This window comes from Pseudoalteromonas sp. MSK9-3 (assembly GCF_003590335.1).
Taxonomy (GTDB): domain Bacteria; phylum Pseudomonadota; class Gammaproteobacteria; order Enterobacterales; family Alteromonadaceae; genus Pseudoalteromonas.
In genome coordinates this window covers 287,522-302,440 of the sequence record NZ_MIET01000034.1, presented here as the reverse complement: position 1 = coordinate 302,440, position 14,919 = coordinate 287,522, and the positions used below count along the sequence as shown (strand labels likewise).

Sequence of the window (14,919 nt, the reverse complement as noted above, 5' to 3'; positions counted from 1 at the left end):
GGAGTCAAAGCTTTGGCATTAGGTGTTTCACCATTTCGCTCAAGTTCAAGTTGTTGAACCCAGCGCCTTAAAGCCGTTTCTCCAACATCTAATGAACGACATGCTTCTTGAAGTGAATAGCCTTGGTCTAAAACTAAACAAGCGGCTTCAAGTTTGAATTCTTTACTAAATGTTCTGCGTTTTTTTGCCATCAGACACCTCTGATTGAGTGGTAATGATACCACCTAAAATAGTGTCCGGAATTATTGAACCACAACAGTCGTACGAAACAGTAAATAAACCCGACGCTATTTATGTATAATAACCCTTTGCGTACCCCCTATTAGCTCCCTTTTATCTATAGACTCTGTACACCCAACTCTCAGCTCTCGGTTTGATTGAATAAAAATAACACTAAATTCTATTGTAAAATGCTTAATATCAGCACTAATTAATAAATAAGCTACAATTATCAATACTTTTTAACTAACAAATATAAGAGAACGCTCTATGCTTGATTTGTCTAAGATTGATGTTGAACAGGTAGTTAATACCGTAACTGAAATGGCTATTTTATATGCCCCCAAAATCATACTGGCGATAATCACTCTATTTATTGGCTTATGGGTTATTTCACTGATCAGTAAAGGCATTGACTTTTTACTACAAAAGAAAGAATTTAACGTGTCTTTGAGAAAGTGGCTCTGCAGTATGGCCACGGTGATGCTAAAAGCCTGCTTATTTATTTCAGTGATTTCGATGATCGGGGTTCAAACAACATCATTTATTGCTATTTTAGGAGCTGCTGGTTTAGCAATAGGTTTAGCACTACAAGGCAGCCTTTCAAACTTTGCCGGCGGTGTTCTTATCCTTATTTTCAAACCATTTCAGGTAGGTGACTATATTGTGGCACAAGGTGAAGAAGGTGTAGTCGAAGCCATTGATGTCTTCTGCACTTTTCTAACAACACTCGATAATCGTCGTGTTATTCTACCTAATGGGCCATTAGCCAGTGAGAAAATAAAAAACATTACCCATGAGTCGATACGCCGTGTCGATTTAAGCGTCGGGATCAGCTATTGCGCATCAGTAGATAATGCTGAGCAGGCGTTAACAAGCATGGCACTCGAAAACAACTCAGTCCTTAAAGATCCAAAACCCTTTGTAGGCGTTACCGGATATGGCGACAGTTCCATCGACTTAACTTTACGCGTTTGGTGCAAAACCGAGGATTACTGGGATGTTTATTTTGACATGAACCGTGCAATTAAACCTGCGCTAGACGGAGCTGATATTGCTATTCCATTCCCACAAAGAGATGTACATATTATCGACAAATCGAGCTAATATGTTCAGGTAGTCATTACTTTATAGGCCTGTTTCATACAGCTCTAATGGTAATCCGTCCGGGTCGGCGAAAAATGTATATCTACAGCCTGTAAATTCGTCGATTCGGATAACTTCTGCAGCCACATGGTGCTTTGCTAGCAACTCAATCACTTTCTCTAAGCTTATCAACCCTGAATGCTAAGTGACGCAAGCCACACGCTTCTGGCCGCGATATTCTTTTTGGTGGTTCAACAAATGAAAACAGTTCGATCTGTGATCCATCGGGTAAGGCAAGATCTAATTTAAAAGACTGTCTATCAGCACGATAATTCTCCGCGAGAATCGTTAACCCCAATATTTCGGTATAAAAATACTTTGAACGAGCATAGTCTGAACAGATAATAGCGCAGTGGTGTATTGACTGTAACAATGTATAAATTCCCGTATAACTGTAGCTTTACCCAGATATAAAGGTAAAGCTACGCATGAATGCACTTACATTATACGAGATAATAATCTTGGTTTTGCTGATTTTCGATTACGTCGCATAGAAGCTCTAAGCTGTGTACGCGTTCCTTCAAGCCAGCTTTCTCTATCAACTTTAGCGTTGTCGCCACGACGTGCCTCTTCCGTGGCTCTGAAACTACAAAATTCTCTATAAGCTTTTAAGTCTAATGATAGGTCTTGTAGTACCAATTCAATCATGATTGCATCATCAATATACCCTAACCCTGGAATATGATCTGGCACCACATCCTCCGGCTCGCTGAAATAGGCTAATGATAAAATAATCGCTTGCTTCTCTTCTTCAGGAACCTGCCACTCCGCATCTTGCACTGCATCAATTAACAAAGCTAGTGACGTCATACGAGTTCGCACAAACTCAGGTAACTCTGCTTTTTCCATTTCCAAAACAAGCGCACGCGCTTTCCTAATTACTTCTTGTTCATCTGTGTGACTACTTTTCGCAATCACATTTTGCATCATCGTTCTAAAGTGCGCTAAATCAGCATCAGATAACTCAAAACTAATTTCTATAGGCATAATATTTCCCTGATTCCATTTTATTCTTATCAATTTCTAGCAGCGGATCGCTACCAACCTTCACTATGCCATTAATCGACATAATATTAAATCCTACACAATAATTAACTATCAAAATTTACAAACAAAAAAGGCACCATAATGATGCCTTTTCTCATACTAGCAGTTTAATTTAATTTTGCTCAGAAACTTGAATTTGTGGACGCGCCACTTCAGCTTTAGCTTCTAGTGCATTCACAAACGCCAAATAATTTCTGTTTATTTGAGAGTTTGTAATACTTTGCTTTTGCTGCTCATCTAAATCAGCCGTTGGTGCTGCGCTATTAACACGGTTTAATTGAACGAGTGCCGCATCACCGTTATTTAACTCAACAACCGCAACTTCAGACTTGCCATCAACTGGGTGAGGTAATTTAAACGCTTCATTTAAAATTGCCGGCGCTACAGAGTATGTTTGACGTGCAAGTGCATCTTCTGAGCTCACTTCAACCCCTTCTGTCGTTGCAATCTCTGTGAGTGATTTACCAGCTTGTAATTCACCGAATAATGTTTGCGTATGCTCATTCACAAGTGCTGACGCTTGCTCATTAATTAGGCTAGTTTCAATTTGTGCTTTTACATCGTCAAATGGTTTAGTCGCTGCTGGCGCATAATCTACTACTCGCACAACAATAATATGCTCGCTTCCGACCTCTAACACTTCAGAATTGACACGATCTTCAAGTAACTCTGGCGTAAATACCACATTGCTAACAACAGGAGTGTTTAATGGTGCTGGTAAAGCTAAACGGCTGATAAGGCCCGTTGATTTAAGCTCTACACCCGCCGCTAAAGCCGCATCTTCTAAAGAATCTGATATTTCGAATGCTAACTCAGCAATCTCTGTTTGCTTTTGGTAAAACGCATCTATTTTTGCATTTTTTTCCAGTTCGGCGCGCAACTCAACTTTTACTTCATCAAAAGCTTGTACTTCTTCACGTTCAATATCTGTTAATTTAATAATGTGATAACCGAACTCTGACGCAACGACGCCTGAAATATCACCGACATTTTCAAGTGCAAACGCCGCTGATTCGAACTCAGGGTCCATCATATCTAGTTCGATCCAGTCTAGATCACCACCAAGTTCTGCACTGACAATATCATCAGATTTTGTCTTGGCAAGTTCTGAAAAATCAGCACCTTCGCGTAACTGTACCAGTAATGCCTGAGCCTCAGCGTTCGATGCAGCATCATCTTCATTATTCTCTATAAGAATATGAGATACACGACGCTTTTCAGGTTCTAAATACTGTGTTTTACTTTCTTCATAGTATGCAAGTACATCCGCGTCTGTCACTGCGACTTCAGGGTCTACATTCTCAGCATTCAATTCTAAATACTGCACCGACACTTGCTCTGTAGATTGATACTTATCTTGATTCAATTCATAGTAATTGATAACCGCATCATCTTCGAGCGTCACTTGTGCCTTCATTTTGTCTTTACCAAGCACAATATAATCCAGAGCACGAGTTTGCTGCTGTAATGCAACGGTATTACTTAACTCATTTGATAAGACAAACTCAGTGCCAGCCACCGCAGACACAAGTTGCGAACGAGTCATCTCTTCTCGTAAATATTCACGAAATGAGTCTGGTTGGAAGTTCATTTGTCTGATCACTTGCAAATAACGATCATTACTAAACTCGCCACCTAGTTGAAAATATGGCATTTCAACAATGGCTTTTTTTACCTGTTCATCACTTACTCGTAAGCCGAGTTCGGTTGCAAGCTGATTTTGTAGTTCTTGCTGTACTAACCTATCAACAACCCCTTTTCGTATTTGAGCCATGTAAGTCGGGTCTGATGAAATTTGTGCAAAATATTCACCAAATTGTTGCTCTAACCGAGCCCGTTCATTTTGATACGCCCTTGCAAAATCTGTCTGGCTAATTTTTATTCCATTGACTTCTGCAACAGGTTGCTCTGTGGTTTGACCTAGGTAACCACCGATCCCTGCTAACGCAAAAGACAAGATGACTGCACCAAGAATTATTTTGGCAACTGGGCCTTGTGAGCCCTCTCTAATCTTTTCAAGCATTTGTTCTTTCTCTTATCTAAGCCAAAGCACATAAGCGCTTTAGAAATTTCTTGCTAATGTAAAAAAAGCGTATCTTATCAGATACGCTTTTTTTCTTGAAGCAACACACGGCTTTGAAATGCAAATAGTGTGAAACAGTGTAAAACCGCGCTAATAATCCAAGTGGATTAGTTTACTGCATCTTTTAACGCTTTACCCGCTTTGAAAGAAGGGATATTCGCCGCTGCAATTTGGATAGTCTCACCAGTTTGTGGGTTACGACCAGAGCGCGCTGCACGTTCACGTACAGAAAAAGTACCAAAGCCAACCAGTGCCACTGAATCGCCGTCTTTTAATGCGCCCGTTACAGATTCAATGAATGAATCTAGTGCACGACCTGCAGCCGCTTTAGAAATATCAGCATCAGCTGCGATATGATCGATTAATTGAGATTTATTCACAATATCATCCTCTTACATTGTTATTATCAAAAGCGAGAGCCAACTTTGATAACTACCACTTTTATTATTCATACTAGAGATATCACAGCGATTCTCTAATTCGTAATCTTGCTCAAACCTAGGCTACATAAGGCCTAGGCTTAAAACCAGTGCCTAAGTTAACATACCTTTTAGATTTGAAAACCCTTTTACAGCACTTTTTTTGATTTTTTCTTACTTTTTCGAGTTTTCTACAGAAAAACTCTCAACAGGGTTAGCCAAAGCCAATGATAGTACGTCATCGATCCAAGTAACAGGGTGAATTTCTAAGCCTTCCCTAACATTGTCAGGTATTTCTTTTAAGTCACGCTCATTAATTTTTGGAATAATCACCGTCTTAATTCCACCACGGTGTGCAGCCAATAGCTTTTCTTTTAAACCGCCGATAGGCAATACTTCACCACGTAGTGTAATTTCACCCGTCATTGCTACATCTGAGCGTACAGGGTTTCCAGTGAGACTTGAAACTAACGAAGTCACCATCGCAATACCCGCACTAGGCCCATCTTTTGGCGTAGCGCCTTCAGGCACATGTACATGAACATCGCGCTTTTCGTGAAAGTCTGCATTGATACGCAATTTCTCAGCTCTGTTCCGCACTACTGTCATAGCTGCCTGAATAGACTCTTGCATGACATCGCCCAAAGAACCAGTAAACGTTAACTTGCCTTTGCCAGGCACAGCCGCACACTCGATAGTCAGTAAATCACCGCCCACTTCAGTCCATGCTAAACCCGTCACTTGACCAATTCTATCGCCATCTTCTGCTTTACCGTAATCGAAACGTTGTACACCGAGGAAAGCTTCTAAGTTGTCTTGGTTTATGACCACTTTCTTCGTTTCTTTGTCTAGTAAAATTTCTTTCACAGCCTTGCGACATAATTTAGAAATCTCACGCTCTAGATTACGCACACCCGCTTCACGCGTATAATAACGAATAATTCCAATAATGGCGCTGTCTTCAATGTCTACTTCATTCGCTTTTAATCCATTACGCTTAACTTGTTTAGGGATTAAATGCTGAATAGAGATGTTCAGCTTTTCATCTTCGGTATAGCCCGACAGTCTAATAACTTCCATTCTATCGAGTAATGGGCCAGGAATATTAAAACTATTTGATGTTGCTACAAACATCACATCAGATAAGTCATAATCGACTTCTAAGTAATGATCAGCAAAATTACTATTTTGCTCAGGATCTAGCACTTCTAATAATGCTGACGCCGGATCACCACGCATATCAGATGACATTTTATCAATCTCATCCAATAAGAACAGCGGGTTTTTAACGCCAACTTTACTCATACTTTGAATAAGTTTGCCTGGCATAGAACCAATATATGTGCGTCTGTGTCCACGTATTTCAGCTTCGTCACGAACACCGCCAAGTGCCATTCTCACATATTTTCGGCCTGTAGAACGCGCTATAGATTGCCCTAAGCTAGTTTTACCTACGCCTGGAGGACCGACCAAGCACAATATTGGGCCCTTAAGTTTATTGATTCTTTGCTGAACGGCAAGATACTCAATAATGCGTTCTTTAACTTTTTCTAAACCATAGTGGTCAGCATCTAGAATCTTTTGCGCACCTGCCAAGTCTTTCTTAACTTTAGAGCGCTTTTTCCACGGTACATTGATCATGGTATCAATGTATGAACGGACAACCGTCGCTTCAGCAGACATCGGAGACATCATTTTTAGCTTGTTCAACTCAGAGGTGGCCTTTTCTTGCGCTTCCTCAGGCATTTGTGCTTCACTGATGCGTTTCTTCAAAGCTTCAAACTCATCAGGCACGTCATCAAGCTCACCGAGTTCTTTCTGAATGGCCTTCATTTGCTCATTCAAATAATACTCTCGCTGAGATTTTTCCATCTGTTTTTTAACACGTGAACGGATTTTTTTCTCAACCTGTAGTAGGTCGATCTCACCCTCCATCAATGCCATCAAATACTCTAAGCGCTCAGTAACACTACCAAGTTCAAGCACTTTTTGTTTTTCTGGTACCTTGATTGGCATATGAGCAGCCATTGTATCAGCCAGACGCGCCGCTTCATCAATGCCAGATACTGATGTCAGTACTTCAGGTGGTATTTTTTTATTTAGTTTTACATACCCTTCAAATTGACTGACCGCACTACGGATAAATATATCTTGTTCTTGTTCTTCTATATCCTGCGATTCAATGAATTGTGCATGAGCTAAAAAGTATTCGTCTGAGACTATGAACTCGTCTATCTTTGCACGCTGCGTACCTTCGACCAGTACTTTCACTGTACCGTCAGGTAGCTTTAATAACTGTAAAACTGTCGCAATCGTACCTACATCATAAATCTCATCTGTACTTGGATCATCAACAGACGCATCTTTTTGTGCAACTAAAAATATTTGTTTATCATTTTCCATTGCCGCTTCTAAGCATTTTATCGACTTTTCTCGACCGACAAACAATGGGATCACCATATGTGGATATACAACGACATCTCGCAGCGCCAACACAGGGATTTCGACTCGATCCGTTCTCTCAAGCGTCATTTGATTCTCTTCGCAATTCGTTATTTTAATAATAGATAGCTATATGGGGATAGTTACCATAAAGTTCAATATGTTGATAAAAAAAGGAGCACTAGGCTCCTTTTTCTTAAACAGTGGTATTACTCTGAGACAGCTTTGTCTTGGCCACTATTTTCATAAATCAAGATCGGATCTGACTCACCTTTAATGACTGTTTCATCAACAACAACTTTACTGACATTGTCAATTGACGGCAGCTCATACATCGTATTAAGCAATACAGCTTCAACAATTGAACGTAAACCACGTGCCCCAGTCTTTCGCTCCATCGCTTTGTGAGCAATAGCTTTGAGCGCGTCTTCACGGAATTCCAAATCAACATCTTCCATTTGGAACAATGTAGCAAATTGCTTGGTTAATGCATTTTTAGGTTCGTTCAATATTTGAATTAAAGCATCTTCATCCAGCTCAGTTAAAGTTGCAACAACCGGCAAGCGACCAATGAACTCAGGGATCAAACCATACTTAACCAGATCTTCAGGCTCAACATCTTTAAATGTCTCACTTAACGAACGCGATGAGTCAGCAGATTTTACTTGTGCACCAAAACCGATACCTGCGTTTTTATGACTGCGTTGCTCAATCACTTTATCTAATCCAGCAAATGCTCCGCCACAGATAAACAAGATTTTTGAGGTATCAACTTGCAAAAACTCTTGCTGAGGGTGCTTACGTCCACCTTGTGGTGGAACAGATGCAACAGTCCCTTCTATTAGCTTAAGCAATGCTTGTTGTACACCTTCACCAGACACGTCTCTTGTGATAGACGGGTTATCTGATTTTCGCGAAATTTTGTCAATTTCATCGATGTACACAATTCCACGCTGTGCTTTTTCAACATCATAATCGCATTTTTGCAACAGCTTTTGAATGATATTCTCAACGTCTTCACCAACGTAACCCGCTTCTGTCAATGTTGTCGCATCGGCCATAGTGAATGGTACATCAAGTAATCTAGCCAAAGTTTCTGCCAGTAATGTCTTACCACTACCCGTCGGCCCGATCAAAAGAATATTACTCTTACTCAACTCAACATCAGTTTTGTTTAAGCCTTGATTCTTAAGACGTTTATAATGATTGTAAACTGCAACAGACAACACTTTTTTGGCGTGCTCCTGACCAATAACATAATCATCTAAATGGTTACGAATTTCTTTTGGAACAGGTAATTTATCTGCTGCGTCATGTTTTGGCGCAATATCTTTAATTTCTTCACGAATAATGTCGTTACACAGATCAACGCATTCATCACAAATATATACAGAAGGTCCCGCAATTAATTTGCGCACTTCATGTTGGCTCTTACCACAAAACGAACAGTATAAGAGTTTATTACTTTTGTCGCCGTCTGTTGGAGTGTCGGACATTCAGCTACCTCATTTTCTATTAGTTATCTCAATAGACAACCATCTACAATGTCTTCACTATACCAAATATTTTTCAGTTTGGCATAGTCAGGAATGCGATAACATCGCATTCCCTAATTCTTTACTTAAGTTCTCTACGTGTATGCACTGCATCAATCAAACCATACTCTAATGCTTCATGCGCATTCATGAAATTATCTCTGTCAGTATCACCTGCCAGTACTTCATACGGCTGGCCTGTGTGTTCCGCCATTAGCCTATTTAGCTTTTCTTTAATAGACAAAATCTCTTTCGCATGAATTTCGAAATCAGACGCCTGACCTTGGAAGCCACCTAATGGTTGATGGATCATCACACGAGAGTTAGGTAAACAATAACGCTTACCTTTTGCACCGCCTGACAGCAAGAATGCTCCCATACTTGCCGCTTGACCAACACACACAGTACTGACATCTGGTTTAATAAAGTTCATTGTGTCATATATCGACATTCCCGCAGTCACAGAACCGCCAGGTGAGTTGATATACAAGAAAATGTCTTTATCAGGGCTCTCTGATTCCAAGAACAATAGTTGGGCAACAATCAAATTAGCCATTTGATCTTCAACTTGTCCAGTCAAGAAAATAATACGTTCTTTTAACAAACGTGAGAATATATCAAAAGAGCGCTCGCCTTTAGCTGTTTGCTCAACAACCATAGGTACTAATGCATTGAAAGGATCGATCATACCGTCGTTCATATTTTTCATTCCTTATGCGCAGCGATACTTTGGATAGTGCTGCGAATTGGTTGGTCTTGGTAGCCTATAAACTAAAAAGGCTCGGACACGCTGCAATTTTGCAGAACGTCACGAGCCATTAAATCGTTAGCTTAGCGTTAAGTCAATGACTTATTACGCACCTTGCTGAGGATTCATGATGTCATCGAATGCTTTTTCAACGTCAGTAACAGACGCAGCAGCTAGAATTGACTCTACTGCTTGCTCTTCCATTGCTACGTTACGCATTTGTTGCATCATTTGTTCGTTGCCTTTGTAATAAGCAACAACTTCTGTTGGATCTTCATAAGCAGAAGCAACTGTTGCAATTAGTTCTTCAACTTTTGCGTCGTCTACTTTGATCTCGTTTGCTTTAATAACTTCACCTAGTAATAGGCCAGTTTTAACGCGTGTTACTGCTTGCTCGTGGAACAATTCTGCAGGTAGTTCAGGCATATTTTGTGCGTTGCCACCAAAACGTTGTGCCGCTTGCTGACGTAATGCATCAATTTCTTGATCTACGAGTGCTTTTGGAACGTCTGTTTCGTTGTGCTCAAGAAGACCTTTGATCGCTTGATCTTTCACGTTAGCTTTAACAGCTTGAGAAAGTTCACGCGTCATGTTTTTCTTCACTTCTTCTTTAAGTGCGTCAACACCGCCTTCAGCAACACCAAATTTCACTGAAAACTCATCATTAAGCTCTGGAAGTTCTTGAACTTCTACTTTCTTAACAGTGATAGTGAACTGTGCAGGCTTACCTTTTAGGTTTTCTGCATGGTATTCTTCAGGGAATGTTACGTCAGCAACAACTTCTTCGCCTGCTTTTTTACCAATGATGTTGTCTTCGAAACCTGGGATCATACGACCTTGTCCAAGCTCAAGTGGGAAGTCTTCTGCCTTTCCACCTTCAAATACTTCACCGTCTACAGTACCAACGAAATCAACCGTTACACGATCATTTTCGCCTGCAGCCGCATCACTTTCAGCCCAATCAGCATGTTGCTTACGAAGCGTTTCTAGCATGTTTGCTAAATCTGCGTCAGTCACGTCAACTACTGGCTTTTCAACAGTGATTTTATCTAGGTCTTTAATCGCTACTTCTGGGTATACTTCAAATGTTGCGTCAAATTCTAGATCTTTACCAGCTTCTAAAGACTTAGGTGCAAAAGTTGGAGCACCTGCTGGGTTAATTTTTTCTGCAACAATAGCATCAATATAGTTACGTTGCATGATATCGCCTGCAACTTCTTGACGAACTGCAGCACCGAAACGCTTAGTGATCACAGACACTGGTACTTTACCAGGACGGAAACCGTCGATACGCTGAGTTTTTGACAGTTGTTGTAAGCGTTTTTTAACTTCAGTCTCAACGTTCTCTGCAGGAACGGTGATAGTCAGACGGCGCTCAAGGCCTTGAGTCGTCTCAACAGAAACTTGCATGATTTACCTCAATCTTCAATTTTGGGCGACAACGCGCCTTCCTTACAAACAAGTAATGCACCCTGCCAAAATTAAGCTCAAAGCGAAACTTCGCTCAAAGGCTAATTACAGGAGTGATTCTTGCTGCCTGCCCTTACTGGGCGCTATGTTTAATAATAGACGCGGCATTATAACCTATAAAATTCGATAGTCGAGTGATGAAAAGAAATTAATAAGGAATAAAGAGTTAAGTGGTTAAAATATGATTGAATAAGATGATAAAACTAGAGAGAGAAGTGGTCGGCGATGCAGGATTTGAACCTGCGACCCCTTGGACCCAAACCAAGTGCGCTACCAAACTGCGCTAATCGCCGATAATATAAAGCATGAATTTTGAAAAGTGGTCGGCGATGCAGGATTTGAACCTGCGACCCCTTGGACCCAAACCAAGTGCGCTACCAAACTGCGCTAATCGCCGACTTTATATTTTCAATGTAGATGGGGCGACTGATGGGGCTCGAACCCACGACAACCGGAATCACAATCCAGGGCTCTACCAACTGAGCTACAGCCGCCACTACATAGAGTCTTACAAATTTTAAAATGGCGCACCCGGAAGGATTCGAACCTTCGACCAACGCCTTAGAAGGGCGTTGCTCTATCCAGCTGAGCTACGGGCGCATCGTCAGAACCTAGTTCTTCCTTACTTTCTCTTTAAATAACAAAGAGAAAGTGGTCGGCGATGCAGGATTTGAACCTGCGACCCCTTGGACCCAAACCAAGTGCGCTACCAAACTGCGCTAATCGCCGTTACCATTTTTGTTGTTTCGGAGTGTCCTCGTTGACAACGGGGTGCATAATAGTGATTTGACCGAGGTAGGTCAAACACTTTTTTAAAAAAAGAGTCTAACTGCCTACTTTTACCTCAAAAAGTACATTTTTTAGATCAGTTTGCTGAAATTTATACAGTTTTTAATATTCCTCTTAATACATGCCTTTATTAAAGTCGCTTTGTTTTGATTGTTCCTTGGCCCATTCATGCTTTTTATGAGAAAATACCGCCATTGCTTTACTAATATTAAGTAGCAATTTCAGAGCAACCCCTTTACGCTCTTTATCGTTCAAGTTTTTAACTCCTAATAAAGGTCAACCATGACGGCAAACATCATAGATGGTAAGGCTATCGCCAAACAGGTTCGTAACACAGTCACAAAACGTGTAGAACAAAGAATAGAGCAAGGCCTGCGGGCACCGGGACTTGCAGTAGTCCTAGTCGGACAAGATCCAGCAAGTCAAGTATATGTAGGCTCTAAGCGCAAAGCCTGCGATGAAGTTGGCTTTATATCTAAATCTTTCGACCTCCCAGGCGATACCAACGAAGAACAATTGTTAGAGCTGGTCGACTCATTGAACAATGATCCTGAAGTTGATGGTATTTTGGTACAACTCCCCTTGCCAGAAAACTTAGACGCAGAGAAAGTGTTAGAACGTATCCACCCTCATAAAGATGTTGATGGGTTTCATCCGTATAATATTGGTAGATTAGCACAGCGTATGCCCGCACTACGCCCGTGTACACCTAAAGGGATCATCACACTACTTGACTCTACTGGCGTACGCTATAAAGGTATGCATGCTGTTGTCGTCGGTGCATCCAATATTGTTGGTCGCCCAATGTCATTAGAGTTACTACTCGCTGGCTGTACTACAACTGTCTGTCATAAGTTCACTAAAGATTTAGAAGCACATGTGCGACGCGCTGACCTATTAGTGGTTGCCGTAGGCAAACCAGAGTTTATTCCTGGTGACTGGGTGAAAGAAGGTGCAATGGTCATCGATGTTGGTATAAACCGCTTAGAGTCAGGAAAATTGGTCGGTGATGTGCAATATGACATCGCTGAACAACAAGCAAGTTTCATCACACCGGTACCTGGGGGCGTTGGCCCGATGACAGTAGCGAGTTTGATTGAGAATACGTTAGAAGCATGCGAGAAGTACCACAGCTAATACAGCTACGCCTCAAACGCACTCAATAAAGCCGCAATAAAACAGCGGCTTTTTACTTGCTGATTAAGTTTAACTATTCAGGTTTTTGGTGCCAATTATGTTATATACATGTGCAAATATGAAGATAAGTAACTAGATACATTACGCGCAAACAGCGCAAACACGCTATCAACAGCACCAATAAGCTGCTCACCTTCGATTCAACCAACCTGCCGTATTAATACGTGATTTATACTACAATAGAGATGTCCGTACGAATGTTAGCGCGCTTAATCAAGGTCGCCAATCTTTGATTTTACCTTCTCTTCAGCGTCAATGACCTCTTCTTGTTTAGCACCCTTTTGATACTCTTTCGCCAGTTCTTTTTCAATCAACTCTCTTTGCTGTTGATACTCTTCTTGTGAAATACCTCCACTTGCAAGTAGTTTATCAAGTTCGTCGAGCTTCGCGCGCAACTCGTCCACCTTTTCTTTACTCACCCCCATACGGCTAAGTAATAACGCCTCTTTCATCTGGCCTAAAAATGAGTCATCTTTGGAGTAAACCGACACATTTTTATTCTGTAATGACTTTGTGGTTTCAGAGGGTGTATAGGTTGCCATCTCTTTGGTAAATTCTTGCCGCTCTTGTGGCGCTAGTGGCTGGCTTTTTTCACTTTGGGGGGCTTGCTTCACTTGGAAGCTAGATTCTGTGGTACTTCTGAACAATAACATGCTGATCTCCTTATTTACCTAGAAAGAGATCAGCAAGTAATACGCCACAATGTGGTGATATCAAAGATTATTAATCAATTTGGCCTTTAATTGGCCCATGAGCCAAATTAACATTGGGGTTTTGCCCACGCTGGCGTAATAAATGATCCATTAAAGTAATGGCTACCATTGCTTCAGCAATAGGAATAGCACGAATACCAACGCACGGATCATGCCGACCTTTGGTGATAATCTCTACGGGTTCGTTTGACGTATTAATACTTTGGCCTGGGATTGTAATACTTGAAGTGGGTTTCAAAGCGATAGAGGCAATAATATCTTGCCCTGTAGAAATACCTGCAAGGACACCACCTGCGTGATTACTTGAGAAACCCTCTGGGGTTAATTCATCACGATGCTCTGAACCTTTTTGCGTAATACAGTCAAAACCATCGCCAATCTCAACACCTTTAACAGCGTTAATACTCATCAATGAATGCGCCAATTCAGCATCGAGTCTATCAAATACCGGTTCGCCTAACCCCACGGGTACATTTTTCGCGACCACAGTGACTTTTGCACCGACCGAATCACCTTGTTTTTTAAGGTCACGCATATAGTCATCTAATGCATCAAGTTTACTTTGATCAGGAAAGAAAAATGGGTTTTGTTCCACTTGTGACCAATCAAACTGCTCAGCACTAATTGGCCCAAGTTGAGATAAACATGCATTAATTTCAATCCCGTGTATTTGCTTCAAATATTTTTTAGCAATACCACCGGCGGCAACTCGAATTGCTGTTTCACGAGCGGATGAGCGACCACCCCCTCGATAATCACGATGCCCATATTTATGCCAATAAGTGTAATCACCATGGCCCGGTCGAAATGTTTCTGCTATTTTTCCATAATCTTTCGAGCGTTGATCGGTATTTTCAATGATCAGACCAATACTGGTCCCTGTGGTTTTACCATCAAAAACGCCAGACAAAATTTTAATTTCATCCCCTTCTCGGCGCTGTGTCGTATATCTGCTTTGTCCTGGTTTGCGTCTATCTAAGTCAAATTGCATATCCGCTTCACACAGCGCTAAACCTGCTGGCACACCATCCACTACACCACCTAAAGCAAGACCGTGGCTTTCGCCAAAGGTACTTACCTTAAATAGCTGTCCTATACTATTTCCTGCCAT

Annotated in this window: 13 protein-coding genes, 5 tRNA genes and 1 pseudogene; 2 read left to right on the top strand and 17 right to left on the bottom strand. The window is 41.2% G+C overall.

The features are described from left to right. Window positions 1-191, bottom strand: a 191-nt coding sequence (locus tag BGP78_RS16690) for a transposase (RefSeq protein WP_147386085.1), incomplete at its 3' end; no start/stop codon positions are given. Between the two features lie 298 nt (window positions 192-489). Here BGP78_RS16690 and BGP78_RS16685 point away from each other — a divergent pair. Continuing rightward, a complete protein-coding gene (locus BGP78_RS16685; protein ID WP_119862427.1) occupies window positions 490-1,326 on the top strand; it encodes a mechanosensitive ion channel family protein in 837 nt (278 codons plus the stop codon). Window positions 1,327-1,347: 21 nt separating this feature from the next. Here the strand turns inward: BGP78_RS16685 and BGP78_RS16680 are convergent. The 14 genes and pseudogenes from BGP78_RS16680 to BGP78_RS22690 all read right to left on the bottom strand — a co-directional run bounded on the left by BGP78_RS16680 (window position 1,348) and on the right by BGP78_RS22690 (window position 12,153). Next, window positions 1,348-1,738, bottom strand: a pseudogene (locus BGP78_RS16680) (VOC family protein). 65 nt (window positions 1,739-1,803) lie between these two features. Beyond that, window positions 1,804-2,352, bottom strand: a complete 549-nt coding sequence (locus BGP78_RS16675; protein WP_119862426.1) for a YkvA family protein — start codon at window positions 2,350-2,352, stop codon at window positions 1,804-1,806. 172 nt (window positions 2,353-2,524) lie between these two features. After that, on the bottom strand, window positions 2,525-4,435 hold the full coding sequence (locus BGP78_RS16670; protein WP_119862425.1) for a SurA N-terminal domain-containing protein: 1,911 nt from the start codon (window positions 4,433-4,435) through the stop codon (window positions 2,525-2,527). 167 nt (window positions 4,436-4,602) lie between these two features. After that, entirely contained in the window at window positions 4,603-4,875 is a 273-nt protein-coding gene (gene hupB / locus BGP78_RS16665; protein WP_010362222.1) for a nucleoid-associated protein HU-beta, read from the bottom strand. 213 nt (window positions 4,876-5,088) lie between these two features. Then, the gene (gene lon, locus BGP78_RS16660) at window positions 5,089-7,446 is read right to left on the bottom strand and encodes an endopeptidase La (protein WP_119862424.1); all 2,358 of its coding nucleotides are present in this window, start codon (window positions 7,444-7,446) and stop codon (window positions 5,089-5,091) included. 119 nt (window positions 7,447-7,565) lie between these two features. Beyond that, window positions 7,566-8,852: an ATP-dependent protease ATP-binding subunit ClpX gene (gene clpX, locus BGP78_RS16655; protein ID WP_119862423.1), complete on the bottom strand. Its 1,287-nt coding sequence runs from the start codon at window positions 8,850-8,852 to the stop codon at window positions 7,566-7,568. Window positions 8,853-8,973: 121 nt separating this feature from the next. Next, complete coding sequence (gene clpP / locus BGP78_RS16650; protein ID WP_119862422.1) at window positions 8,974-9,591, bottom strand: ATP-dependent Clp endopeptidase proteolytic subunit ClpP; 618 nt, start codon at window positions 9,589-9,591, stop codon at window positions 8,974-8,976. A 153-nt stretch (window positions 9,592-9,744) separates the two neighbouring features. Beyond that, window positions 9,745-11,049 carry a trigger factor gene (gene tig / locus BGP78_RS16645; protein ID WP_119862421.1) on the bottom strand — a complete coding sequence of 435 codons (1,305 nt, stop codon included), beginning with the start codon at window positions 11,047-11,049 and terminating at the stop codon, window positions 9,745-9,747. Window positions 11,050-11,325: 276 nt separating this feature from the next. Continuing rightward, a tRNA-Pro gene (locus tag BGP78_RS16640) sits at window positions 11,326-11,402 on the bottom strand. A 27-nt stretch (window positions 11,403-11,429) separates the two neighbouring features. Continuing rightward, a tRNA-Pro gene (locus tag BGP78_RS16635) sits at window positions 11,430-11,506 on the bottom strand. Between the two features lie 21 nt (window positions 11,507-11,527). Then, window positions 11,528-11,603: transfer RNA gene (locus BGP78_RS16630), tRNA-His, on the bottom strand. Window positions 11,604-11,632: 29 nt separating this feature from the next. After that, window positions 11,633-11,709, bottom strand: a tRNA-Arg gene (locus BGP78_RS16625). A gap of 52 nt (window positions 11,710-11,761) precedes the next feature. Continuing rightward, window positions 11,762-11,838, bottom strand: a tRNA-Pro gene (locus BGP78_RS16620). A 174-nt stretch (window positions 11,839-12,012) separates the two neighbouring features. Then, complete coding sequence (locus BGP78_RS22690) at window positions 12,013-12,153, bottom strand: hypothetical protein (RefSeq protein WP_182912305.1); 141 nt, start codon at window positions 12,151-12,153, stop codon at window positions 12,013-12,015. Between the two features lie 27 nt (window positions 12,154-12,180). Between BGP78_RS22690 and folD the strand changes: the two genes are divergently transcribed. Beyond that, a complete protein-coding gene (gene folD, locus BGP78_RS16615; RefSeq protein ID WP_119862420.1) occupies window positions 12,181-13,035 on the top strand; it encodes a bifunctional methylenetetrahydrofolate dehydrogenase/methenyltetrahydrofolate cyclohydrolase FolD in 855 nt (284 codons plus the stop codon). A 269-nt stretch (window positions 13,036-13,304) separates the two neighbouring features. Here the strand turns inward: folD and BGP78_RS16610 are convergent, their stop codons facing one another. Continuing rightward, on the bottom strand, window positions 13,305-13,748 hold the full coding sequence (locus tag BGP78_RS16610; RefSeq protein ID WP_119862419.1) for an SHOCT domain-containing protein: 444 nt from the start codon (window positions 13,746-13,748) through the stop codon (window positions 13,305-13,307). A gap of 70 nt (window positions 13,749-13,818) precedes the next feature. After that, window positions 13,819-14,919 (bottom strand): chorismate synthase, encoded by a 1,101-nt coding sequence (gene aroC / locus BGP78_RS16605; RefSeq protein ID WP_119862418.1) that lies wholly within the window; start codon window positions 14,917-14,919, stop codon window positions 13,819-13,821.

Coding starts and splice junctions, on each gene's coding strand:
- BGP78_RS16685 (WP_119862427.1), top strand. CDS start 490: ATGCTTGATTTGTCTAAGATTGATGTTGAACAGGTAGTTAATACCGTA.
- BGP78_RS16675 (WP_119862426.1), bottom strand. CDS start 2,352: ATGCCTATAGAAATTAGTTTTGAGTTATCTGATGCTGATTTAGCGCAC.
- BGP78_RS16670 (WP_119862425.1), bottom strand. CDS start 4,435: ATGCTTGAAAAGATTAGAGAGGGCTCACAAGGCCCAGTTGCCAAAATA.
- lon (WP_119862424.1), bottom strand. CDS start 7,446: ATGACGCTTGAGAGAACGGATCGAGTCGAAATCCCTGTGTTGGCGCTG.
- clpX (WP_119862423.1), bottom strand. CDS start 8,852: ATGTCCGACACTCCAACAGACGGCGACAAAAGTAATAAACTCTTATAC.
- clpP (WP_119862422.1), bottom strand. CDS start 9,591: ATGAACGACGGTATGATCGATCCTTTCAATGCATTAGTACCTATGGTT.
- tig (WP_119862421.1), bottom strand. CDS start 11,049: ATGCAAGTTTCTGTTGAGACGACTCAAGGCCTTGAGCGCCGTCTGACT.
- folD (WP_119862420.1), top strand. CDS start 12,181: ATGACGGCAAACATCATAGATGGTAAGGCTATCGCCAAACAGGTTCGT.
- BGP78_RS16610 (WP_119862419.1), bottom strand. CDS start 13,748: ATGTTATTGTTCAGAAGTACCACAGAATCTAGCTTCCAAGTGAAGCAA.
- aroC (WP_119862418.1), bottom strand. CDS start 14,919: ATGGCAGGAAATAGTATAGGACAGCTATTTAAGGTAAGTACCTTTGGC.